The sequence below is a fragment of the Terribacillus aidingensis genome (assembly GCF_900215625.1).
Lineage (GTDB): Bacteria > Bacillota > Bacilli > Bacillales > Amphibacillaceae > Terribacillus > Terribacillus aidingensis.
In genome coordinates this window covers 240,966-263,619 of the sequence record NZ_OBEK01000001.1, presented here as the reverse complement: position 1 = coordinate 263,619, position 22,654 = coordinate 240,966, and the positions used below count along the sequence as shown (strand labels likewise).

The window sequence follows — 22,654 nt, the reverse complement described above, 5'->3', positions numbered from 1 at the left end:
TAAATTTTCAGAAATCAATGATAATTCGGATTTTATTGGAGGTTATACGATGAAAGCCATCACGAATGTATCTGGTGTAGACGGAACTGGTAAGGCCTTACGCAATACAACAATTTTAATAAAGGATGGAAGATTCACTTCGATAGAAGAAACAGCCAGTATTCCCAATGGCTATGAAGTTATTGATGCAACGGGGAAATATTTTACACCGGGATTAATCGATGTGCATACCCACTTAGGCGTACATGAAGAAGGAATCGGTAAAGAAGGTCATGATTTCAATGAAACGAGTGCAGCTGTTACGCCGCAAGTACGGGCAATTGACGGAATTAACCCTAAAGATCAGGGTTTTGCGGATGCCCGACGAGCAGGTGTCACCACTGTACAAGTGATGCCTGGAAGTGCGAATGTAATCGGCGGCGAAATGTGTGTATTGAAGACAACTGGCACAATTGCAGATGAGATGGTCATTCGGAATCCATCTGGGTTAAAAGCGGCAACAGGTGAAAATCCAAAACGATTCCATGGCGATAAAGGAAGAATGCCAACAACAAGAATGGGAGTAGCCGCCATTCTTCGTGAACAACTAATAGCAGCACAAACCTATATGGAAGAGCACAGAACCGGAAAAACGGCGAGAAACCTGGGATTAGAACATATTGGGAAAGTATTAAATAAAGAAATTCCACTTCGTGTTCATGCCCACCGCGCCGATGACATTGTCACTGTCTTACGCTTAAAAAGAGAGTTTGATATTGATCTAACCATTGAGCATTGTACAGAAGGCCACCAAATTGCACCATTTATCGCCAAACACGATATTTCTGTCTCTGTGGGACCGACAATGACACCACGTTCTAAAATTGAACTTGCTGATAAAGGCTGGAATACCTTGCTAGCACTAGCAGACGCATCTGTTCCATTCTCTATTACGACTGATCATCCCGTAATTGCTATTGAGCATTTAATGACGAGTGCAATTTTAGCTGTTAAGTACGGTCTGCCAGAAGAAGAAGCATTAAAAGCTATTACACTGCATGCAGCGAAACATCTAGGCGTAGACGATCGAGTCGGTTCCGCAGAAGTCGGCAAGGATGCAGATTTTGTTCTCTGGGATGGCAATCCATTTGATCTAAGAAATAAAGTCTTACAAACCTATATCAACGGTGAATTAGTATAAATCATGCCTGTCTTGTCTCCTGGTCTGCCTTACGATTGTGTGGCAGTAAATCAGGAGACTTGTTCTATAACAAAATACCAAAAATAAATATTCGGATAGTACAGGAGGCAGTTTACCATGACAAGCAACGGCGTATCAGCACATGATTTATTTGAATTTTCATTCTTATCTGATCCGCAGCTATCACCGGATGGCAGTTGGGTTGTTTTTATAAAGCGCGTTATAAATGAAGAGGAGAAATACCAATCGAATTTATTTGTTTTACATGTTGCTTCGAAGGAAGTCACTCCGTTTACCCAAGGTAATTTCTCCGACACGCAGCCAAGATGGTCAGCTAACGGAAAAGATATATTCTTCACCTCCAATCGCTCGGGCAGGCCGCAAATTTGGCGTATTGCTTTTAACGGCGGTGAAGCAGTGCAGGTCACTTCGTTCAAAAGAGGTGCCTCTCAGCCAGTTTGTTCTCCCGATGGCAAACAGCTGATTGTCACAGTGCCGCTCACGAAATCAGATAGCTTAGAAGAAAAGGAAACAAAGCAGGAAGCGACAGAAGAAAAACTACAACCTTATATCACAACAAAACTGCATTACAAGTCCGACGCGAGTGGTTTTTCTGATGAAACATTCCAGCACCTCGTCTTAATCGATTTAGAAACTGACACAGAGACCTTGTTAACAGATGGAGCGTATGATCATCATTCTCCTGTCTTCTCACCAGATGGAACACATCTGGCTTATACCGCCAACCGTTCAGAAGATCCTGAACAAACATTTTTCTCGGATATTTATCAGCTGAATCTAGCGACGAAAGATACAGAGAAGCTGACGAGCAGCGACAAAAGATTTCGTGCACCGCAATATTCTCCCGATGGGACAAAGCTCTCATTATTAGGAGATGATTTAGCTTTTGCAGGCTCCACCCTTACTAGAGTTTGGTCGCTCGATCTGGCAACCAGCGATTTAACTTGCTTGACGAGTGATTGGGACGTGGAGTGCAGTGATATGGCAATTAATGATATGGGTACGAGTACAGGAGATGTGGGAGCCATTTGGCACAAGACAAATGATGCGCTTTACTTTTTAGCAAGTGAACAAGGAGCAGCGAACTTATATCGAGTGACGCTCGACAAACGAGTCACCAAAGTGCTTAGTGGGAAAAGGCAAGTTTATGCATTTAGTACAAACAAGGATCAAACGCGACTTGTGTATGCAGTCAGCCAGTATGATATTCCGGGTGACCTATTTGTATCCACATTCTCAGGGGATGAAGAGCAGCGTTTAACAGCAGCCAACAGGCACTTGCTGCAGACGAAGGATCTAGCTATTCCCGAAGATTTCTTTTTTAAGGCAAAAGACGGAACTGACTTGCAAGGCTGGATTATCAAGCCCGTCGGATTGAAAGAAGGCGAATCTTATCCACTTGTGTTAGAGATTCATGGCGGACCGCACGCCATGTACAGCCACGCGTTCATGCACGAGTTTCAAGTTCTCGCTAATAAAGGATATGGTGTCCTGTTTATGAACCCAAGAGGAAGTCATGGCTATGGCCAGCAGTTTGTCGATGCCGTGCGCGGAAACTATGGGGGCATAGACTATGACGATGTGATGACCGCTCTTGATTATGCACTGGAAACGTACGATTGGATTGACCCATTGCGTTTAGGTGTTACGGGCGGAAGCTATGGCGGATTTATGACGAATTGGATTGTCGGCCATACAAACACGTTTAAAGCAGCTGTTACCCAACGCTCTATCAGTAACTGGGTTAGCTTCTATGGCGTTAGTGATATTGGCTACTTCTTTACCGAATGGGAGCATAAGACGACCATGATGGAGGACCCCGATGAGCTATGGAGAATTTCGCCGCTTCGTTACGTAAAGCATGTCCAAACACCACTGCTGATTCTGCATAGTGAAAACGACTATCGCTGTCCAATCGAACAAGGCGAGCAACTATATGTCGCCTTAAAGCAGCAAAAGAAACCAACACGTTTTGTCCGTTTCCCTGATTCCAATCATGAGCTGTCTCGAAGCGGAGATCCTGGCCTGCGAATCGTTCGCCTGAACGAGATGACCAACTGGTTTGATCAGTACTTAAAATAAAGAGAGGTAATGGATTTGAAGATTTTACTCACTGGATTTGAAGCTTTTCTGGGAATGGCCTCTAATCCAACAGAAGTGATTGTCCGTCAGTTAGACGGCGTTACAATAGGCGGAAAACAAATAATCGGAAAGGTGCTTCCGGTGGATTTCACAACATCAGCTGGCATCCTTTTAGAACATATAAAAGCTTATCAGCCTGCAGCTGTTATATCTTTAGGATTAGCTGCCGGCAGAAATAGAATCACACCTGAGCGCGTCGCGATAAACTGTATGGATGGCGAAGCAGATAATGCGGGCAATCAGTACAACGGTCAAAAAATAATAGAGGGTACACCTGATGCCTATTTTTCAACACTGCCTATTAAAGAAATGGTCACAAGACTGCAAGCGCATAACCTGCCTGCGACTATCTCTAACACGGCCGGCACCTATTTATGTAACCAAATTATGTACACTGCAAGGCATTATATAGAAACTAACAAGCTGGATATTGTCTCTGGATTCGTGCACATACCAGCACATCACGAATTAGCAATGACGAATCCCAAGCTGCCATCGTGGTCGATAACGGACTTGGAAGAAGCGGTTCGAGTTATTATTGAAGGGATATGATAAAAGATGAAAGTGCAGGAATTATCCCTGCACTTTTTATTTTGTGTCCTTTCTGGTCTGTCTGAGCAGCTGCTTAAAGAATAGCCGTGCGTAAATGGGGATTCCTATTATTCACCTTTTCCTTTATCTGCTCTTCCAAAAGCAATCGTATCAATACCTTCCCTATCCAGAAAGTCCTCTATTTTTTTCTGTTCTCTTCCATTCACACCATCCGTTGCATCCTTTATTGATCCGATGTCTACTTTTGGCATTTTTCCTTCGCTTAGATTATCTGTAAAAGTACTGATTGCTTCATCCAATCCATACATCATCTCATTGGAGACTGTAATATACTGGCTAATTCGTTTAGACTCCTCTTGATAACTTTCAGGCAGCGTATTATTTACGATATAGCTAGAGAAATTCTTATCATTTTCTTCTGTAAGCCTTCTTATTTCATCAAATTTCTCTAATTCATCACGCTTTAATTCCCCTCCTCCATCAATAACATCTAAAAATGGATAACTCGCATTCGTTAATGCTTCATTGCTATCTAGATATGTTTTTATGCTTAATTTCATCTCTTCTTCTTCAATGATACGCGTTTGTTTTTCAGAGCTAAAAATAGTACTAGGAATTTCAACATCCTGCGTGGACATAACTTCTTCTTCTGTCGTGTCTATCGTTTCTTCCTGAGCTTGGGAGCAAGCACTTAATGTAAATAGAACAAAGATACAGCACAAAACCCTTTTCATACTCTTTTCTTCCCCCTCACAATTAAAATGTTTAAGCATAACCTATCCTCCAGTAACTACAACAGAGCTCCACATTAATATAACCGAACTTTTATGTAAAAAGTTCCGAAGTTCAGCAACTCCTTCTGAAATATGTAAATATCCCACGACCACTTATTGGCTCTCCATTCCATTGGATATGCATGGCTTGCCGGGAAATAATAAACATACCAAACGATTTCCTAAGAAAAAAGGATGTGTCTTATTTGGATTTCTTCCACAGCCAAGAAACACTCACTACAATGCAATGGATACTTCGAGCAGTTGTCTCATTTATCTTTTTATTAATTGTTGCTAAGGTGCTGGGGCAGCGTTCTATTTCGCAGCTGAGACTTCTGGATTTTGTTATTGCTTTAGTTGTTGGGAATATTATTGCCCACCCTTTATCCGACGAAGACTTGGGCTTGAAAGGCTCGCTCATTACAACAGTTGTACTGGTTCTCTTATACCTTGGGGGAATTTTTCTCATTTTAAGATGGCCTTGGTTCCGGAATTTAATAAACCATAAGCCGATTCCGATAGTCCGAGATGGGAAGATTCTTTTTGAAGGCTTGCGGCACGCCAGAATATCAATCGATGTGTTATTAGAAGAATTGCGAAAAGGGAAAGTGGCGGACGTTACAAAAGTGGCTTTAGCACTTTGGGAAGCGGAAGGAAGGGTATCATTCTTTCTTGATCCGAAATATGAAGCTGTTACTCCAGAGCTCATGCAGATAGGAACGCAGCCTTTTCATATGCCGCAGACAATTATAAAAGATGGGAGGATTCTTCAGAAAGAGCTACGGGAGACCGCAAAGGACGAAGAGTGGGTTGTGTCGCGCTTATCCAGCAGTTATCAGACGGAAGTTAAAAACGTGCTGTTTGCGACAATTGATAAAAATGATAAGCTCCGTGTCTTTTTATATCAATAATTTCCATCTTTAAATAAGAGCTCTTCTGTACTAAAATGCAGAACGGGCTTTTCGTTTGTAAGAAAACTGTATTTGCTCTATATAAGAATCTTCCTGCCTGATACTTCCACTATTACCGCTGCTATGCACTTCGTCTCTATTATCCGCACAAATATTCTAACAATTCGAAATGAAGTTGACGATATGATAATCTCATTCTACAATTGAAAATGGTTATCATTATCATTTTTAAGGGGCGTGCAGGATGTTCAACTTATCGTGTAAAAGGAAATGGCTGCTTTCAGCTATGTTCCTTATTATATCTATTACTTTATTTGGTTGTACCAATGGATCTGGGAATGGTTCTGAGACGGAAGATAATAAGGATATGGTTACTTTTGCGTGGCCTAGAGATATAGGGGATATGAATCCGCATGCTTATAATCCTTCTCAGTTATTTGCGCAATCCATGGTATATGAACCGTTGGTAAGCTATGGGGAGAATGGTGAGCTCAAGCCTCACTTAGCTGAATCCTGGGATATTTCAGAAGATGGGAAGGAATATGTTTTCCACTTACGCGAAGGTGTAAAGTTCACAGATGGGACGGAATTTAATGCAGCAGTTGTGAAGAAGAACTTCGATACAATTCAAGATAATATGGATTTAAACGGCTGGTTAGGCTTCCTTTCAAAAATAGATCAAACAGAGGCAGTGGATACGAATACGTTTAAGCTTACACTCACGGAGCCTTATTACCCAACAATTCAGGAGTTAGCGGTTGTTCGTCCTGTACGCTTCCTTGGAGAAGCTGGTTTCCCAAAGGATGGAGATACTTCTAAGGGTGTCGAGAAAGCAGTCGGAACAGGGCCGTGGATTCTGGATGAGCATAAAACGGATGAATATGCTGTGTTCAAACGGAATGAGAATTATTGGGGTGATGTGCCTAACGCAGAGAAAATCAAAGTGAAGGTCATCCCTGATGCGGAAACCCGCCTCCTCGCTTTTGAAAAAGGAGATTTGGATTTGCTTTATGGGGAGGGAATTATCAGTATCGATGCCTTCAACCAGCTAAAAGCGTCCGGTTCCTATGAGACAAGCGTGTCAGAGCCGATTGCGACAAGGCAGCTTGTTATGAATACGAATAAAAAGCAGCTGTCGGATGAGCGTGTGCGCCAGGCACTGCATTACGGTTTCAATAAAGAAGCAATGGTTGAAGGAGTCACTGCTGGTCTGGAAGAGAAAGCAGACTATATTTTACCGACAAACCTGCCTTACACGTCCGCTATTGATGCGACGGAAATAGAGTATAACGTGAACAAGGCAGAACAGCTGCTGGATGAAGCAGGCTGGAAGATTCCAAAAGGAGAAACGGTTCGTCAAAAAGACGGTAAGCCATTAAAAATTGAGCTGATGTACGATTCAGCAGAATCCGTCCAAAAGACAATGGCGGAAACATTGCAGTCAGAGTGGGCTCAAATTGGTGTACAATTGGATATAGTTGGCGTGGAGCTTACTACACAAGTAGAACGATTCAAAGCAAATGATTTTGATTTGAATTTCTTCAGCAACTATGGCGCACCATATGATCCGCATACTTTCGTCAATATCGTGGCTACGGAAGGGTTCGGATTCAACGAAGCGATCTCAGCTTATCCAAATAAACAAGAATTGCTAGATAAGATCACAAAAGTAACACAAACCACGGACGAAAAAGAGCGCCAGCAGCTCTATACCGAAATCCTCGGTTCTTTGCAGGAACAAGGCGCGATTGTACCGATTTCTTATATTAAGAAGATTGCTGTCTACCAAAACGGTATAGCTGATTTCACCTTCCCTGCAAACCGTGATGAACATCCGTTCACCGGTATTCGCAAGGAGCAGTAAGCAACAGGGGGGCCCTTATGGTTACTTTTATCATCAAGCGAATCATTACCATTGTACCAATATACCTCATAGCCATACTGATAACATTTGGGATGATTCATCTATCGCCAGTGGACCCAGCTGAGGCGTACTTTACTGCTGCACATGTACAAGCAACCGATCAATTACTGGAACAAAAGAGACAGGAGTTAGGCTTAGATCAGCCTTTCCTGCTTCAATATATCGATACCGTTCTAAACATTAGCCAATTCGATTTTGGCACTTCTTATGTAACAAATAAACCTGTTTGGGATGAGATTGCCACACGAATGCCGGCAACCATTCAATTGGCGCTGTGCAGTCTGCTTATTGCCATTATAGTCAGTGTGCCTTTAGGATTTTTAGCCGGTATTAAGAGAAATGGTGTAATGGACCATGCGAGTCGATTTCTCTCTTTCATAGGCGCATCTATCCCCTCCTTTTGGCTGGGGTACCTGCTCATCTTTTTCTTTTCTGTTAAATTGGATCTTTTCCCAGTCGAAGGAACAGGTACCTGGAAACACCTTGTCTTACCTTCAATTACGCTGGCTTTTCCATTAATCGCTTTGTATACACGTCTGCTTCGGACAAGTGTCATGGAAAACTTGCAGGAGACTTATGTCCTTTTCGCAAGGACAAGAGGCATTCGAGAGTACAGTATTATGGGAAAGCATGTCTTGCGCATTGCTATCTCTCCTATGATTACCGGTTTGGGGATGAACCTAGGACACTTGCTGACAGGCACCATCATTGTCGAAGCCGTCTTCTCTTGGCCTGGTCTCGGCCGTTTTTTTATTGACGCGATATTTAACCGAGATGTACCGGTCATTCAAGCCTATGTACTTCTAGCAGCAGGTGCCTTTCTTTTAGGCAACTTAATCGTAGATTTGATCCAGCTTTACATTGATCCGCGTATTTCTCGTAAAGGCAGGCAGCTTCCATGATTAAAGCACTTCAAAAGAAACTAAACAACCGGAAAGTAATTATTTTATGTTCGCTTCTGTTAGCAGCGATATGTATAGTGACGATACTTGCTCCGTGGCTAGCTCCAAATGATCCAATCATGGTCAATCTAGCTCAAAAACTGCAGCCCCCTTCCGCAGCATACCCATTCGGAACAGACCATTTGGGCCGATGTATATTATCTCGTCTTTTATATGGGGCAAGGATATCGCTCGGATACGCAGCGTTAATATGCATGGCAGCCCTAGGCATCGGTCTGGTCGTCGGTGTTTTAGCCGGCTATCTAGGCGGCTGGGTCGATTACGTATTGATGCGTATCGGTGACGGCCTCATTGCGATACCAAGCCTATTATTTGTAATCGGATTTGTCGGTATCTGGGGAGCTGGGCTAAAACAGGTTGTCTTAGGACTGATACTGGTGCAGTGGGTCTTTTACGCTAGAGTCATACGTGGTATGGTAATAAGCTTGAAAGAAGAGCAATACATTACAGCAGCTCGAATCAGCGGGTCTTCTTCTTGGAAAGTAATCAAGAAGCATGTAGCTCCAAATGTGATTTCATCTCTAGCGGTCATGGGTACCTTAGAAATGGGCTGGGCCATTATGAATCTATCGTCTATGTCCTTCTTAGGCTTAGGTGTTCAGCCGCCTACACCGGAATGGGGCGCTATGATTCTTGAAGGAAAATCCTATATTCGTACAAATCCAGCACTGATGCTGTACCCTGGTATATGCATTATGGTTGTAGTTATTGTCTTTAACTTATTAGGTGAATCCCTGTCCGAACGTTTTGGGATTAAACGCCGTTAATAAAAAGGGTTGGTTTGAATGACAGCAGAAAACAGCTATATTTTAAATGTACGTAATTTGCAAGTGGACATAAATACCAAGAATGCAACCTCTCCTCTTATCCAAGATATTAGCTTCGGAATAAAAAAAGGCGAGGTCCTGGGTCTTGTCGGCGAAAGCGGATGCGGTAAGACCGCCACAAGCATGGCCATCCTTCAATTGCTCAACAGACAGAACATGTGTGTATCAGGAAGTGTAACCCTGCACGACAGAGAACTAATTGGGCTGCAAGATAAACAGATGCGGATGATCAGAGGCAAGGATATTGCTTTTATCATGCAAAATCCGATGAATGCTTTCACTCCAGTTTTTACGATTGGACACCAGTTTATTGAAACGATTCAAGTTCATACCTCTTTTTCTAAGAAACAGGCGAAGGAGCTTGCCATCGAAATGATGGCGAGCATCAACCTGCCAGAGCCAGCAAAGCTGTTAAAACGATTTCCCTTCCAGTTAAGCGGCGGGATGCTTCAGCGGGTAATGATCGCCATGGCAGCATGTATGCAGCCTGCTGTCATCATCGCTGATGAACCCACGACAGCCCTTGATCTTCATAGTCAATTACTTGTGCTGCGTTTACTGGAGGATATCCGTTCCAAATATGGCACCTCTATTTTGCTTATTTCACACGACCTTGGTGTTATTTCAGAAATGGCAGACCACGTTATCGTAATGCAAAATGGTCAAATAACAGAAAGCGCAAACGTTTTACAATTATTCGATCACCCACAGCATGCATACACAAAAAAGCTGCTGCGGACAAGGCCGAGCCTGTATTCAAAAAAACAGCCTTACCCTTATATGATGTAGACAAAGCCTGGGAGTGAAAACCATTGAGCTTATTAGAAGTAAACCACATCGAGCTGAGTTATCCATCAACAAAGCTCTTCAAAGGCCGGAAAGATGTGAAAGTATTGAAGGATATCTCCTTCTCTATTGAAGAAGGTACATGCTTAGGCTTAATAGGTACAAGCGGAGCAGGAAAAAGCACGTTAGGAAAAGCCATTCTCGGCATACAGCGACCGCAGCAAGGGCAGATCTTATTTCAGGGGAACGACCTGTACAGGTCAGATAAGCACACACGGCAAAAAATGCGCAGAGAGCTCCAGGTTGTGTTTCAAGATTCTTACTCTGCCGTCAACCCACGCATGACAGCGGAAGCAATTATCAGCGAGCCTCTGGAAAACTACGAAAAGCTGTCCGTGAGTGAAAAAAGGAATACCGTAATTGAGTTATTAGAAAGAGTCGGCCTAAGCGAGCAGGATTTAAAAAAATATCCATACCAATTTAGCGGCGGGCAGCTCCAGCGCATCAACATTGCACGAGCCATCGCCGTAAAACCAAAGCTAATCGTCCTGGACGAATCAGTAAGCAGCTTAGACATGGTCACACAAAGTCTTATCCTGCAATTGCTCAACCAACTAAAGAGAGACTTCTCTTTATCCTATTTGTTTATCACTCACGACATAAAATCAGCCTTTTCTATCTCAGACAGCATAGGCGTACTGGAAAAAGGAGAACTCATCGAACAATATGAGTCAAAAGACGAGTTCTTCTCTTCCAAACACCCAGCCGTACAAAGATTACGAGAATCTATACTCGCTGAACACCCTCGCTTCCGTACTATTAGAAGAAATGATGGCTAACAGGGTTTTCTATATAAAAAAACATTGAAATTGAGGCACTCCCCTATTTCAATGTTTTTTTATTATGGTTTATTCACATTCCTGTATGATGCAGCTTGCACAATCACCTATAAGAAATACAGCAAACGGATATCACACTAATTATTCAGTTCGACATAAAACAGATTTGCCACGTCATCTTTGGTAATAAGATGTGTTCCAGGGTCAAGTGTGACTGTAACAGTGCCATTAGTAATTGGATAACTTGCTCCGTCGATATTAATACCTTTTCCATCCTCTGTATTAAACACGAGTGTTAGTGTGGAAGTTTCTGTAGTAGTAAACCCAATTCTAGTAGCACTCTCTATTTTCAAACAATCCGTTAGAGTTAATCCTTTGTAGTGGATAGTTCCTTTACTGTTTGATAGATTTCCTTCGATAGTAAAGAACTCGCTTGCCTTCCCATCTGCAGTAAAATTATGAACCTTCTCTCCTGTTGCAGGCTCCGTTGGATTCGGTTCCGGATCAGGCTCTGATTCTGTTGGCACTTCTATTGAGTTGCCCCCTACAGAGACTAGGTTTGTTTTGTAGTTTTTGATTTTTTCCATAAGTTCTGTGTTGAGCTTATATGAATGATCATCAACTGCGTCATTAAATTCCCATGTGAAATCTCCGCTGTTAAGACGTCCAGCTCCTGATGTAACAAACTTCTCAACATTATTTAATTCATCAATATCAGTGACGTTTACACCGATGTCTTTCTTCGTGTCAAAGTTATTATAAGTTGTTCCACCGACTAATGTTTTGTACGTACTTGGTACTGTTTCGTCTCTTGACGCAGCTAGGTATGCATCAAAGGATTTCTTATTAGCTGGATCTGTTCCAGCATTTGAATTAGCATAAATCAGACTTGCAGCATCCGTAATCCTATTATTGTGCGCTTTAATCATCCCTCCGTCTTCATCCGAAAACGTTCCGCTCCCTAAACTGTCAGTTCCTTGTAACGAACTCATCATAGGATTTTTCGCATGTCTAAAGTAATTGGATTCTACGAACGCTGAACTGCCTGTTGTCACACCGACACCATACTTTGAGATTCCATCAAAATAGTTATTATATACATGCACTGATCCAACTCTTACACGTGGATGGCGTGAGTCAGAATGATCAAACCAATTGTGATGATAGGTTACGAAGTACTCTTCTGATTCACTTAATCCGCTTAACGAAGATTTCCCTGAATCCCAGTAATGATTATAAGATAAAGTAATGTACGTAGTTCCTTTTTTTAAATCTGTTGAACCATCGCCTTTTGCTTGGTCAGAATCTGAACCTGCAGTACCATAAAAAAGATCATTATTATGAACCCAAACATTCACATTAGCTGTATCAAGTGAAATAGCATCGTCAGGGAATAAAGCTACACCTAAGTTTCTAATTTCCACATTACCGCTATACCTTACCAGTATTCCCCACCCGTAGGCATAAGTATCTTCTCCAATACCTTCTAATGTTATATTGGATTCAGAATAACTGGATTTACCCTTCACTTCCAGATAACCATTACTATTCAGTTGCCCTTCCATATCTTCATCCGTAATCTTTCCAATAAATCGAATTGCAAGTGGTGTCTTATCATATCCTTTTTTCCTTAATGACATGATTTCTCCTATGCCAACACCAGTCTCTGTATCACCAGAGCCATTGACGATTACATCATGCCTGACAGTTCTGGCAGTCTCCGAGGTTACGTAAATAACTTGAGCTTCACCCTTCAATGTTCCATCCTCATTATAAGCACCTGAGCCTGTACCGTATGGTGAATCCTTAGCAAAAGCAAATCCAGATCGATCATGTTCCTTTACTGAAAGTGTTTTGGAAACAGTACTTACCTTAGATCCATTTGCTAGTAATGCATCTATTTTCATAACATAATTACCAGCAGCAAGACCTAACGCGTCAGCTCTCCAAAATGATTTATATTCCCGAATCAGTTCGCTATCAATTTGTTCATATTGCGAATCCGGAGCATTTGAAGGTTTCACATACACATTGTACCGCTCTGCATGATTGACAGGAGACCACTCTATATATGCGCTTTCAAATCCGGCTCCGCTATTGGATATAGAAAAACCAGCCGCATGAACTGGCTGATTTAGGAATCCGCCCATTACTAAAAATAGAATACTAGAAAATAATACAATGTGACTAAACACTTTTGTTACTGTTCTTTTCATCGAATTTCCTCCTTTTAGTAGTTCAAAACCGTAAGCTTGCTATCAGTGACTATGCGCAGAGACACAGACGATTCTCCACCTCCTTGCACGTTGGAATATGCCCTGAAATATAAAAAAGACCTAATGAGCTATTGTCATTAGGCGGCATAACAAAATAACCTTAGCTATTTGCTTAAAATAACTTCAGTCCTATGCGCAACCCGACAATCATAGCAAATTACTTTACCTTAGACTCGTAGCTTTGCGTCCCTATTTTTCAATAGGTTTGCCAAATATATTTTATCTATCCACAAATTACCATATACTAATTCGGCGGTTCGGTCAATATGAGCACCTTTCAAGCAGTCGATTAACATTATTAATACCGCATTTCTTATGTAGGTTAAGAAACCATCTATCTGTGATATTTAAATAAAGAACGTTTTATACCGTACTTTTCAAGTATAATAAACCTAATTCAGATAATGCATATAATCTTTCTCGGTGAGAATTCTATCCATATGATGAAAAAACAAAAAAACGAGGTACAAAATGACTAAAATAAGTTTTGCGGATTATCAGGTAAGCGACGAAATTAAAAAAGCACTCGATGTGCTGCGATACGAAACGCCAACAGAAGTGCAAAGCAAAGTAATACCACTAGCAATGGAGAAGCAAGATCTTGTTGTAAAAGCACAAACCGGCAGCGGCAAGACGGCTTCTTTTGGTATTCCTGTGAACGATATGATTGTGTGGGAAGAGAAGAAACCACAGGCTCTGATCCTTACGCCAACGCGGGAGCTAGCGGTTCAAGTCCAGGAAGATATAAAGAATATCGGCAGATTCAAACGTATTAAAGCTGTTGCTGTTTACGGAAAAGAGCCGTTTAAGAAACAAAAAGATGAATTAAAGCAGCAAACGCATGTGGTTGTGGGTACACCTGGACGTGTTATGGACCATATCGACCGCGAAACACTTGATTTGGATCAAATCAAATATCTTGTTATCGATGAAGCCGATGAAATGCTTAATAGAGGTTTTATTGATGAAGTGGAGGCAATCATTAAAGCGTTGCCTGCTGACCGTGTGACGATGGTCTTTTCTGCTACTTTGCCAAAGGATGTTGAAAACCTTTGCCATAAATATATGAAGGATCCTGCTCACGTTGAAATCGAGTCTACCGGAGTAACAGCTGATACGATTGAACATGCTTTAATAGAAGTGAAAGACGAAGGCAAAATCTCACTGCTAAAAGATGTTACGGTTGTAGAGAATCCAGACAGCTGCATGATTTTCTGCCGCACGAAAGAAAACGTCGATACGGTGTATAGCGAACTAGATGAAGCAGGCTATCCTGTTGAACGGCTGCATGGCGGACTAGAGCAAGATGAACGATTTGCTGTTATGGAAGGCTTCAAAATGGGCAAATTCCGCTATCTTGTGGCGACTGATGTCGCTGCCAGAGGTATTGATATTGATAACGTAAACCTTGTGATCAACTATGATGTGCCAATGGAAAAAGAAAGCTACGTGCACCGTACGGGTAGAACGGGCCGTGCTGGTAACAAAGGACAAGCCATCACATTCTCGACGCCTTATGAAGGGAAGTTCCTGAAAGCAATCGAAAGATATATCGGCTTTGACATCCCTGCCGAAGAAGCTCCGAGCCAAGCTGAAGTAGCTGGCGCAAAAGCTGCATTTGAAGAAAAACTGAGCAGTAAGCGCATTGTAAAAAATAATAAAACAGCCCGAATCAATCAAGATATTATGAAGCTGCATTTCAACGGCGGTAAAAAGAAAAAAATCCGCGCTGTTGACTTTGTGGGGACAATCGCAAAAATCCCTGGCGTCACAGCTGAAGATATCGGCATTATCAACATCCAGGATATGATGTCTTACGTTGATATCCTAAACGGAAAAGGCTCTATCGTTTTACAAGCGATGGAGAATACAACGATTAAAGGAAAGAAATTAAGAGTTAGCAAGGCAATTAAATAGGAAACACTAGAATCCCCCTCACTAAAAATGAGGAGGATTCTTTTTTAATCAGAATGCAACTTAGGATTATCACCTTTATTTCAAGTCTCTAACCCCAGTCTCCAACATCTCCATCTGCAGCACGGTCTGCTCATCCGTGATGGTCTTCTCTTTCCCATTTATAATCGCTTCATACAAATCATCATACACGCGTCCATAATCACCATCGACCGATTTCACTGTTTCTTCATGAACGGTCCCTTCTTCATCTACATAAGTCAGCACACCGTAATGCTGTATTGTATCGATACCAAAGTCTTTATTATCCGGCATATAAAATAACTTCAAGTGCTCTTCCTGACGATCTTTTGTTTCTTTCACAAAGCTTCCCTTTTTGCCATAAACAACAAAGCTTGGTCTTTCTTTCAAACGGAAGTAACTGGATTTTACTGATACTTTCAGCGGGCCGTAATACAAATCCAGATCAAAATAATCATTCATTTTGCCTTGGCCTAATAATTGCCGCACATCATAGTGGATGTGATCCGGCTTTCCGAAATAGCTGATCACTTGATCCAGCGTATGGCAGCCGTGGCCGTACAAATAGGATTCTGCAGGGTCAAATGATTGCGCAGACTCCGGCACTTCGGGGCGGTAATAATCATAATGCATTTCTACCTCCAGCAAGTCCCCGAGCTTCCCTTCTTCGATGACTTTTTGAACAGTTAAGAAGTCGCTGTCAAAACGCCTGTTTTGGTATGCCTGCACGAGTAATCCTTTTTCTTTTGCCAATGCAAATATCTCTTTTGCTTGGTCAGATGTTTCCATAAACGGCTTTTCAACTAAACAGTGCTTGTTATGCGCCAGTACTTGTTTTGCGTAGTCGTAATGGCTGTCATGTTTTGTGCAGATAACAATAAGCTGAATGTCGGGATCATGTAATAATTCATCTAAATCAGATGTGTAAGTTACTCCTGCAATCTTGCTCCAGCTGTCACGTTCCGGACTTCTCCGGTAGATCGTTTTCACCTTTATATTGTCTCTTTGCAAGACGAACGGCAGATGATATCTGTTCGTGCTTTTTCCATTTCCTATGTAACCGATAGTAAGCATCCAGCAGCCTCCTAAAATGTATTTTCTGCGTAAAGAAAAGCACCTTCTGAGATTGATAGGTTCATCAAACCAGAAGGCACTTCTTCATCTTACATTAAGCCAATGACGTGGAAGACAATACCTACCACGAACAATCCAAGGATCATCACAATTGGCGATACTTTCTTTCTAAGCAGCCACATCGCAAGAAGTGTGATCAGCAATCCAGCTAAACCAGGAATTAAGCTGTCTAAGTTGTCTTGTAAAGTCGTTACATTCGTTTCGCTTAATGAGCGGCCGGCGGCTTGCTGTTCTAATGCTGTGCGCACTCCTTCTGAACCAGCGGGCAGGTTATCCCAATCAATATAAGCACCTTCATCAAGCTCTACTTCGGATACGGTTGGTGTAAAGGCGACCGATACCCACCGGTTAACTAAGGCACCGAGGATGAACATCCCGAGTATCGAGGCGCCCTTGGTTATATCCCGAAGCACGCCGCCAGATAAATCTTCTGTGATTTTGGAACCAGCTTTGTAGCCGAGTTCTTGCGTATACCATGTAAAGCCCATACGAGATAAGTTCCATAATACAAAGTAAAGAATTGGTCCAAGTATGTTACCTGTTAAAGCAAGTGATGCTGCTAATGCACCAAGGATTGGTTTTAACGTAAACCAGAATACCGGATCCCCGATACCTGCTAACGGTCCCATCATCCCGACCTTCACGCCTTGAATTGCTTTATCGTCAACTGGCGCACCGTTCGCACGTTCTTCTTCCAGTGCTAACGTTACTCCAATAATCGGTGACGCTACATATGGGTGTGTGTTAAAGAATTCTAAGTGACGTTTTAGTGCTGCTGCACGATCTTCTTTTGATTTATATAATCTTTTGATTGCAGGAATCATAGAAAATGCCCAGCCGCCGTTTTGCATCCGTTCATAGTTCCAAGAACCTTGAATGAAAGTGGAACGCCACCAAATAGCTACGCGATCTTTTTTTGTTAATTTCAATTCTTGTGCCATTTTTTTGTCCTCCTCCTCTGATTAATAGTTATCGATAATATCGCCTAACGGATCTCCTGTGTTTCCATTTCCGCCGTTACCGCCGGAACCACCTTGCTTCGTAAGCGCTAGATAAATAAGTGCCAGCGCGACACCGATACCGCCCAGTCCCAAAAGTGTGATGGAAGGAATCGTCGCTAATACAAAACCAATCGCAAAGAATGGCCAAACTTCTTTTGTCGCCATCATGTTAATAACCATCGCATAACCAACCGCTACAACCATTCCGCCTCCAACTGCCAGACCGTCTGTCAGCCAGCTTGGCATTGCTGTAAGCAAATCTCTTACCGGAGCAGCACCAATTGCCACAATCAGTGCCGCTGGAATGGCAATACGCAGCCCTTGCATGATGATTGCGATAATATGCCACATTTCAACTTTCTTGAAGTTTCCTTCTCTCGCTGCAGCATCCATTAAATGTACCAAGCCTGTTGCGAGCGTGCGGACGATAATGGTCAAAAGCAAACCTGCTACCGCAAGCGGAACTGCAATGGCGATTGCAGAGGTTACACCAGCTTCGCCTTGCCCGCCTAATACTAAAATAATGGCAGATGCGACCGATGCTAAAGCAGCATCCGGTGCTACAGCAGCCCCGATGTTTGCCCAGCCTAACGCGATCAATTGCAGCGTACCGCCTAAGATGAGACAAGGTACTACTTCGCCTGTAACCAAGCCGATTAATGTACAAGCAATGATTGGCTGATGGAAGTGGAATTCATCCAAGATGCCTTCTACACCGGCCAAAAATGCCACGAGAACAACTAATATTATCTGAATCATAGTTAAATCCATGGTTATTCATCCTCCTTTTATCTGCTAATTCGGTTTATCTCTGTTTGTTTAACTCTGCTTGCGCTCTTTTCAGAATGTCATCCATGTTGCCTTTCGAATCACCGGGCACTTTACGCACATCGAACTTCAGGCCTTTTTCTTTTAACTTAGCGAATGTATCAATATCATCTTGATCAAAAGCCAACACCTTGTTCGGCTGCACCTTGCCAGGTGAATGAGACATGGAACCAACGTTAATGGTTTCCAATGGAACGCCGCCCTCCACTGCTCGAAGTACATCTCGCGGGTTTTCGAATAGAAGTAACGCGCGCTGGCCGCCGAAGTGCTGATCATCTTTTGCAAGGTCGATCATTTTATGGATAGGCACAACATGAGCATGTACACCGGAAGGAGCAGCCTGTTGGATCAATTTCTTACGCAGCTCATCCTTCGCCACTTCATCCGATACAACGATGATTCGTGTCGGCTGTGTCGTCTTGGTCCAAGCTGTTGCTACTTGACCGTGAAGTAAACGCGTATCAATCCGCGCTAACACGTATTTAAATGTACCAGGCGCTCCTGCCGTGTTTGATGGCGCAGCACTAGCGACAGCTGGTGCTGTTGCTGGTTCTAATTCCTCCGGTTTTACTTTTACCGCATCTTTCGCTGTGTCTAGAATATGTGCTGCAATTTCATGCGCTGTTTCCATGGATAGTCGCGATGCAAAGGCTTCAATCAACATGGCCAAGTTCAAACCAGCAGCAATTGCCCATGTATCTTTGTGTGCTTCAAGCAAGCTGCTAGCTTGGTTGAACGGCGTCCCGCCCCACAGATCGACTAGAAACAATACTTCTTCTGGATTGTCGAAATCGGCAACTGCTTTCTCCATTTTCAGCTTCACATCTGCCGGTCCTTCGCTCGGCATTAATGTAACAGCTTTTACATTCTCTTGTTTTCCAAAGATCATCTCCCCAGATTGCAAGATACCCTCAGCAAATTCGCCGTGCGTGGCAATAATAATTCCTACCATCCTTTTACCTCCTATTAAAATAATTGGTAAAGCTTAACTATACATGGCCAGCTCCTAAAGCAATTTTTCAGCTCCTATAAACCGGTTACATTTCCGACAATAAAAAAGGCATGAGCTAAAAGCAGATTAAAAGAAGACAGAGGTATAGAAGGACCTTTTTGCCTCGATTTAACCGCTTTTTACTCATGCCTGATCGAATCAGTAACACGTAAAAATAATTGCGATAGCTATTAAATTTATTATGCAAGCGCTTTAATTAACATTCAAAAAAATAAGCGCCTAAATTACTTTATGAGCTTCCATGAGTATTTTATCACACTACTTTTTCCCTTACAAGCGGGAATTTTCTAAGCTTATTCCACCTCGGTAACAGTCTATCGTTGACCAGCGCAGCATATGGCCTGCAAAATAAGACAAATTCCTGCTTGTCTCCCATAAAAGGTTACTTGGCAGATTTACGTTTGAATCCACGTTTGAGTACATCAACAAACCCCAATGATTGGACCAGCCGGTTCGGTTCCACATATTCACGAATCGCACGTAAAACCCCTTTCGGATCTTTAGAAGAGAATGAATATGTCCCATTCCGCTTTGTCTGAATTGCATAACGCGGAATCCACTTCCCTTTAAACAGTACCGAAGCGACCACGTGATCCACTTCCTCCCAAGGAATTTGAATAAACTTGCGTGCATCACGATTATTGAAGAACTCAAACCCTTTATCTCCAACCATAATCTTCCCATAAGCCGAAATACCTGTATGTGAAGTTGCATCAATCACGAAGTCCACTTTTGTGTTGATTGATTGAACCATGTGGTTTCCCCCATTTCTTTCTTTATTGATAATTATTATACACGGATTGCTGCTTTAAGCAAAAAACCTAGATATAAATTCCTTTGCACCAATCCATAGAACAGTCTTATTCTGCATTTATCTTACTTCATAAGAATCATCAGGAATATACTATTTAATGAAGCGCGTACATATGTGTATCGCTTCACGACTACCTATTCCCTAATATAGAGAATTTGTTAAATATTTTTATCTATAATTGACGCGATGTGAAACAATCTCTTATAATATATTGTCTATAAGACGTGTTCCAAATATTAGATAGCAATAAAAAAGTGAGGTTAATTTATATAACTTTATATTCTATTAAAAGGAGTTTTTTATTTGAAAGCACAAACATGGAGACAATCATGGTTTGGAAACAGTATTAAGACAGAAGTTCTTTCCGGTATCGTGATTGCTCTCGCACTTATCCCTGAATCTATTGCATTCTCCGTTATCGCTGGGGTGGACCCAATGGTCGGTATGTATGGATCAGTTTGTATCGCAATTATGATTTCATTAGTAGGCGGCCGACCAGGAATGATATCTGCTGCCACGGGAGCGCAGGCTTTGCTGATTGTTGGCTTAGTGGCAGATCACGGCCTGCAGTATTTACTAGCAGCAACGATTTTAGCTGGGATATTCCAAATTCTCTTTGGTATTTTTAAGCTCTCTCGGTTTTTGAAGTTCATTTCCAGTTCGGTTGTGACAGGTTTTGTTAATGCTTTAGCTATTCTTTATTTCATTTCACAGATTGAACACTTTGAAGGTGCAACATGGATTATGTATGCCTTTGTGGCGCTAACACTCGCTATTATTTACATTTTTCCGCGCATCACGAAAGCAGTGCCATCACCGCTAGTTGCTATCATTATTGTGACAGCCGTATCCATTTATCTGCATGCAGATGTTAATACTGTAGGAGATATGGGCAGTCTTTCTCAGACATTACCAACGTTTCTATTCCCTCAGATTCCGTTGACAATGGAGACATTCTTGATCATTCTTCCTTACTCTCTTGCGATGATGATTGTTGGATTGCTTGAATCGTTATTAACAGCCACGATTCTTGATGAGACAACAAACACATACAGCAATAAGAACATGGAAAGTCGCGGCCAAGGTATAGCAAACATTACTGCAGGCTTTTTCGGCGGACTGCCAGGCTGTGCCATGATTGGACAATCAGTTATTAATGTATCGCTGGGGGCACGCGGTCGTCTTTCTACGCTTGTAGCAGGCGGATTTTTAATGATCCTTATCCTGCTGTTTACGGATGTTGTTAACCAAATTCCGATGGCAGCAATTGTCGGTATCATGCTTATGGTTGCAATCAGCACGATGGATTGGAGATCTGTCCGTACGATTCATAAAGTATCCAAAGCAGATGCATTCACCATGATTATTACGGTTGCATTGGTTGTCTATACCCATAACTTGGCAATAGGCGTTTTAGCAGGTGTTATTTTGAGTGCTTTCTTCTTCGTGCTGAAAGTATCCAATTTCTCAAAAATAAAAACGACAACAGAATTAAGTCAAAACGGAACAAAGAAAACGTATTTTGTTCGCGGTCAGCTATTCTTTGTCACTTCACCGGCTCTTGTGGAAGAATTCGATTATGAGGATACGGTAGAATCCGTTGATATTGATTTCACCAATGCGATTATATGGGACAATTCCGCTGTTGAAGGATTAAATAAAGTAAAAGAGAAATTCGAACAAAACAATATTTCTGTCACTATAACTGGATTAGACAGTACAAATTATTTTCATAAAGAAGAAATCGTTCGTTCCTAATGAATACCCCTGGAAACCACATTCCTCTCTTGAGAAATGTGGTTTCTAGAACTTTCATAGAGATGAAAGGATTTTGTTAGCATAATCTATCCGGTACGAGGGAGAGCTTTTCCGCGTCGGGTTAATAACATCGTATATGTGTGTGCCTCTGCTTAGCGGTCTCTACGTAAACACTTGGTTTTAGAAGGAGTATGTCAGTTATGAATGAAGTCGGCACCTTAAAAAAAGGGTTAGACATTTTTTTGTTGATACTAAAACAACCTAACCTTACCGTACTGGAAATCATGAATGCGCTGGGAATCAACAAAAGTACGACATATAGACTTGTTAACACATTAGAACAAAATCAATTTATTGTACGAACAGATAATAACCGGTATCAGCTATCCAACGCCTTAACATCCATGATTTTACAAAATGAAAACATACCTTCCTACGAATTAGACTGGAAAGCCGTTCCGGCCATGAAAAAGCTGGGGCAGCAAACAAAGGAAACAATCTATACAGGCATGTTAATGGATTTGGAAGTTGTGATTACGCAGGTAATTAACGGACAATATACAACAAGAACGCATATGGAAATCGGAGCTAACAGCCCTATTCATCATAACGCCATCGGCAAATGCATCTTAGCTCATCTCGAAGAAACGAGCAGAGATAGAATCATAAACGCGCTATCCTTAGAAATGTATACGGAGAATACCATTGTCACCAAAGAAGCATTTGCGAAAGAACTGCAGAAAATTCGAGAAGTTGGCTATAGTGTTGATGATGAAGAAGGAGAACTAGGCGTCCGCTGTATTGCTGCTCCAATCTGGAAAAACAATAAAGTCATTGCAGCTGTTGCTTTGACCGGTCCTTCTGTCCGCATCTCCACAGAGAAAGACGACTATCACGCAAACTTAGTTCAGCAATGTGCAAAAGAAATCACTACATCAATTGCACAAGACGTTTAATAACCGTTCTGCATAAAAAAAGT

The 22,654-nt window shown here is 42.0% G+C and carries 19 protein-coding genes and 1 riboswitch; of the genes, 12 read left to right on the top strand and 7 right to left on the bottom strand.

The window, feature by feature from the left end:
• The first annotated feature begins 49 nt into the window (after positions 1-49).
• From CRO17_RS01305 to CRO17_RS01295, 3 genes are all read left to right on the top strand, one after another.
• Entirely contained in the window at positions 50-1,180 is a 1,131-nt protein-coding gene (locus CRO17_RS01305; RefSeq protein WP_097038523.1) for an amidohydrolase, read from the top strand.
• Positions 1,181-1,297: 117 nt separating this feature from the next.
• Positions 1,298-3,283 carry a S9 family peptidase gene (locus CRO17_RS01300; RefSeq protein ID WP_097038521.1) on the top strand — a complete coding sequence of 662 codons (1,986 nt, stop codon included), beginning with the start codon at positions 1,298-1,300 and terminating at the stop codon, positions 3,281-3,283.
• Between the two features lie 15 nt (positions 3,284-3,298).
• Complete coding sequence (locus CRO17_RS01295; protein ID WP_281253786.1) at positions 3,299-3,895, top strand: pyroglutamyl-peptidase I; 597 nt, start codon at positions 3,299-3,301, stop codon at positions 3,893-3,895.
• 107 nt (positions 3,896-4,002) lie between these two features.
• On the opposite strand, the gene CRO17_RS01290 is transcribed toward CRO17_RS01295, so the two are convergent.
• Complete coding sequence (locus tag CRO17_RS01290; RefSeq protein WP_245864536.1) at positions 4,003-4,668, bottom strand: NDxxF motif lipoprotein; 666 nt, start codon at positions 4,666-4,668, stop codon at positions 4,003-4,005.
• 206 nt (positions 4,669-4,874) lie between these two features.
• Between CRO17_RS01290 and CRO17_RS01285 the strand changes: the two genes are divergently transcribed.
• The 6 genes from CRO17_RS01285 to nikE all read left to right on the top strand — a co-directional run bounded on the left by CRO17_RS01285 (position 4,875) and on the right by nikE (position 10,917).
• Positions 4,875-5,579 carry a DUF421 domain-containing protein gene (locus tag CRO17_RS01285; RefSeq protein WP_097038517.1) on the top strand — a complete coding sequence of 235 codons (705 nt, stop codon included), beginning with the start codon at positions 4,875-4,877 and terminating at the stop codon, positions 5,577-5,579.
• A gap of 244 nt (positions 5,580-5,823) precedes the next feature.
• A complete protein-coding gene (gene nikA, locus CRO17_RS01280) occupies positions 5,824-7,443 on the top strand; it encodes a nickel ABC transporter substrate-binding protein (RefSeq protein ID WP_097038515.1) in 1,620 nt (539 codons plus the stop codon).
• Positions 7,444-7,460: 17 nt separating this feature from the next.
• On the top strand, positions 7,461-8,405 hold the full coding sequence (gene nikB, locus CRO17_RS01275) for a nickel ABC transporter permease subunit NikB (protein WP_097038513.1): 945 nt from the start codon (positions 7,461-7,463) through the stop codon (positions 8,403-8,405).
• Positions 8,402-9,232, top strand: coding sequence for a nickel transporter permease (nikC, locus tag CRO17_RS01270; RefSeq protein ID WP_097038511.1), 831 nt, complete (start codon positions 8,402-8,404; stop codon positions 9,230-9,232). Before nikB ends, nikC begins: the two co-directional genes overlap by 4 nt.
• Positions 9,233-9,250: 18 nt before the next feature.
• Positions 9,251-10,081, top strand: coding sequence for an ABC transporter ATP-binding protein (locus CRO17_RS01265; protein WP_097038509.1), 831 nt, complete (start codon positions 9,251-9,253; stop codon positions 10,079-10,081).
• A 23-nt stretch (positions 10,082-10,104) separates the two neighbouring features.
• Positions 10,105-10,917: a nickel import ATP-binding protein NikE gene (gene nikE, locus CRO17_RS01260; RefSeq protein ID WP_097038507.1), complete on the top strand. Its 813-nt coding sequence runs from the start codon at positions 10,105-10,107 to the stop codon at positions 10,915-10,917.
• Positions 10,918-11,054: 137 nt separating this feature from the next.
• Here the strand turns inward: nikE and CRO17_RS01255 are convergent, their stop codons facing one another.
• Entirely contained in the window at positions 11,055-13,133 is a 2,079-nt protein-coding gene (locus CRO17_RS01255; protein WP_097038505.1) for a pectate lyase family protein, read from the bottom strand.
• Between the two features lie 191 nt (positions 13,134-13,324).
• Positions 13,325-13,413: riboswitch (cyclic di-GMP riboswitch) on the bottom strand.
• Positions 13,414-13,664: 251 nt separating this feature from the next.
• Here CRO17_RS01255 and CRO17_RS01250 point away from each other — a divergent pair.
• Positions 13,665-15,110, top strand: a complete 1,446-nt coding sequence (locus CRO17_RS01250; RefSeq protein WP_097038503.1) for a DEAD/DEAH box helicase — start codon at positions 13,665-13,667, stop codon at positions 15,108-15,110.
• A gap of 75 nt (positions 15,111-15,185) precedes the next feature.
• Here CRO17_RS01250 and CRO17_RS01245 read toward each other — a convergent pair whose 3' ends face one another.
• The 5 genes from CRO17_RS01245 to CRO17_RS01225 form a co-directional block, all read right to left on the bottom strand.
• Positions 15,186-16,202, bottom strand: coding sequence for an oxidoreductase (locus tag CRO17_RS01245; RefSeq protein ID WP_097038501.1), 1,017 nt, complete (start codon positions 16,200-16,202; stop codon positions 15,186-15,188).
• Between the two features lie 89 nt (positions 16,203-16,291).
• Positions 16,292-17,203, bottom strand: coding sequence for a PTS system mannose/fructose/sorbose family transporter subunit IID (locus CRO17_RS01240; RefSeq protein ID WP_097038499.1), 912 nt, complete (start codon positions 17,201-17,203; stop codon positions 16,292-16,294).
• Positions 17,204-17,224: 21 nt separating this feature from the next.
• On the bottom strand, positions 17,225-18,034 hold the full coding sequence (locus CRO17_RS01235; protein WP_097038497.1) for a PTS mannose/fructose/sorbose transporter subunit IIC: 810 nt from the start codon (positions 18,032-18,034) through the stop codon (positions 17,225-17,227).
• Between the two features lie 34 nt (positions 18,035-18,068).
• Positions 18,069-19,043 (bottom strand): mannose/fructose/sorbose PTS transporter subunit IIA, encoded by a 975-nt coding sequence (locus CRO17_RS01230; RefSeq protein ID WP_097038495.1) that lies wholly within the window; start codon positions 19,041-19,043, stop codon positions 18,069-18,071.
• 442 nt (positions 19,044-19,485) lie between these two features.
• Positions 19,486-19,857 (bottom strand): DUF956 family protein, encoded by a 372-nt coding sequence (locus CRO17_RS01225; RefSeq protein WP_097038493.1) that lies wholly within the window; start codon positions 19,855-19,857, stop codon positions 19,486-19,488.
• 363 nt (positions 19,858-20,220) lie between these two features.
• On the opposite strand from CRO17_RS01225, the gene CRO17_RS01220 reads away from it, so the two are divergent.
• Both CRO17_RS01220 and CRO17_RS01215 read left to right on the top strand, forming a co-directional pair.
• Positions 20,221-21,675, top strand: a complete 1,455-nt coding sequence (locus CRO17_RS01220; protein WP_245864534.1) for a SulP family inorganic anion transporter — start codon at positions 20,221-20,223, stop codon at positions 21,673-21,675.
• Positions 21,676-21,875: 200 nt separating this feature from the next.
• Complete coding sequence (locus CRO17_RS01215) at positions 21,876-22,631, top strand: IclR family transcriptional regulator (RefSeq protein ID WP_097038490.1); 756 nt, start codon at positions 21,876-21,878, stop codon at positions 22,629-22,631.
• The last annotated feature ends 23 nt before the right edge of the window (positions 22,632-22,654 follow it).

Excerpts from the sequence above, each read along its gene's own strand:
- CRO17_RS01305 (WP_097038523.1), top strand. The coding sequence starts at position 50 with ATGAAAGCCATCACGAATGTATCTGGTGTAGACGGAACTGGTAAGGCC.
- CRO17_RS01300 (WP_097038521.1), top strand. The coding sequence starts at position 1,298 with ATGACAAGCAACGGCGTATCAGCACATGATTTATTTGAATTTTCATTC.
- CRO17_RS01290 (WP_245864536.1), bottom strand. The coding sequence starts at position 4,668 with ATGCTTAAACATTTTAATTGTGAGGGGGAAGAAAAGAGTATGAAAAGG.
- nikA (WP_097038515.1), top strand. The coding sequence starts at position 5,824 with ATGTTCAACTTATCGTGTAAAAGGAAATGGCTGCTTTCAGCTATGTTC.
- nikB (WP_097038513.1), top strand. The coding sequence starts at position 7,461 with ATGGTTACTTTTATCATCAAGCGAATCATTACCATTGTACCAATATAC.
- nikC (WP_097038511.1), top strand. The coding sequence starts at position 8,402 with ATGATTAAAGCACTTCAAAAGAAACTAAACAACCGGAAAGTAATTATT.
- CRO17_RS01265 (WP_097038509.1), top strand. The coding sequence starts at position 9,251 with ATGACAGCAGAAAACAGCTATATTTTAAATGTACGTAATTTGCAAGTG.
- CRO17_RS01255 (WP_097038505.1), bottom strand. The coding sequence starts at position 13,133 with ATGAAAAGAACAGTAACAAAAGTGTTTAGTCACATTGTATTATTTTCT.
- CRO17_RS01250 (WP_097038503.1), top strand. The coding sequence starts at position 13,665 with ATGACTAAAATAAGTTTTGCGGATTATCAGGTAAGCGACGAAATTAAA.
- CRO17_RS01245 (WP_097038501.1), bottom strand. The coding sequence starts at position 16,202 with ATGCTTACTATCGGTTACATAGGAAATGGAAAAAGCACGAACAGATAT.
- CRO17_RS01240 (WP_097038499.1), bottom strand. The coding sequence starts at position 17,203 with ATGGCACAAGAATTGAAATTAACAAAAAAAGATCGCGTAGCTATTTGG.
- CRO17_RS01235 (WP_097038497.1), bottom strand. The coding sequence starts at position 18,034 with ATGGATTTAACTATGATTCAGATAATATTAGTTGTTCTCGTGGCATTT.
- CRO17_RS01230 (WP_097038495.1), bottom strand. The coding sequence starts at position 19,043 with ATGGTAGGAATTATTATTGCCACGCACGGCGAATTTGCTGAGGGTATC.
- CRO17_RS01225 (WP_097038493.1), bottom strand. The coding sequence starts at position 19,857 with ATGGTTCAATCAATCAACACAAAAGTGGACTTCGTGATTGATGCAACT.
- CRO17_RS01215 (WP_097038490.1), top strand. The coding sequence starts at position 21,876 with ATGAATGAAGTCGGCACCTTAAAAAAAGGGTTAGACATTTTTTTGTTG.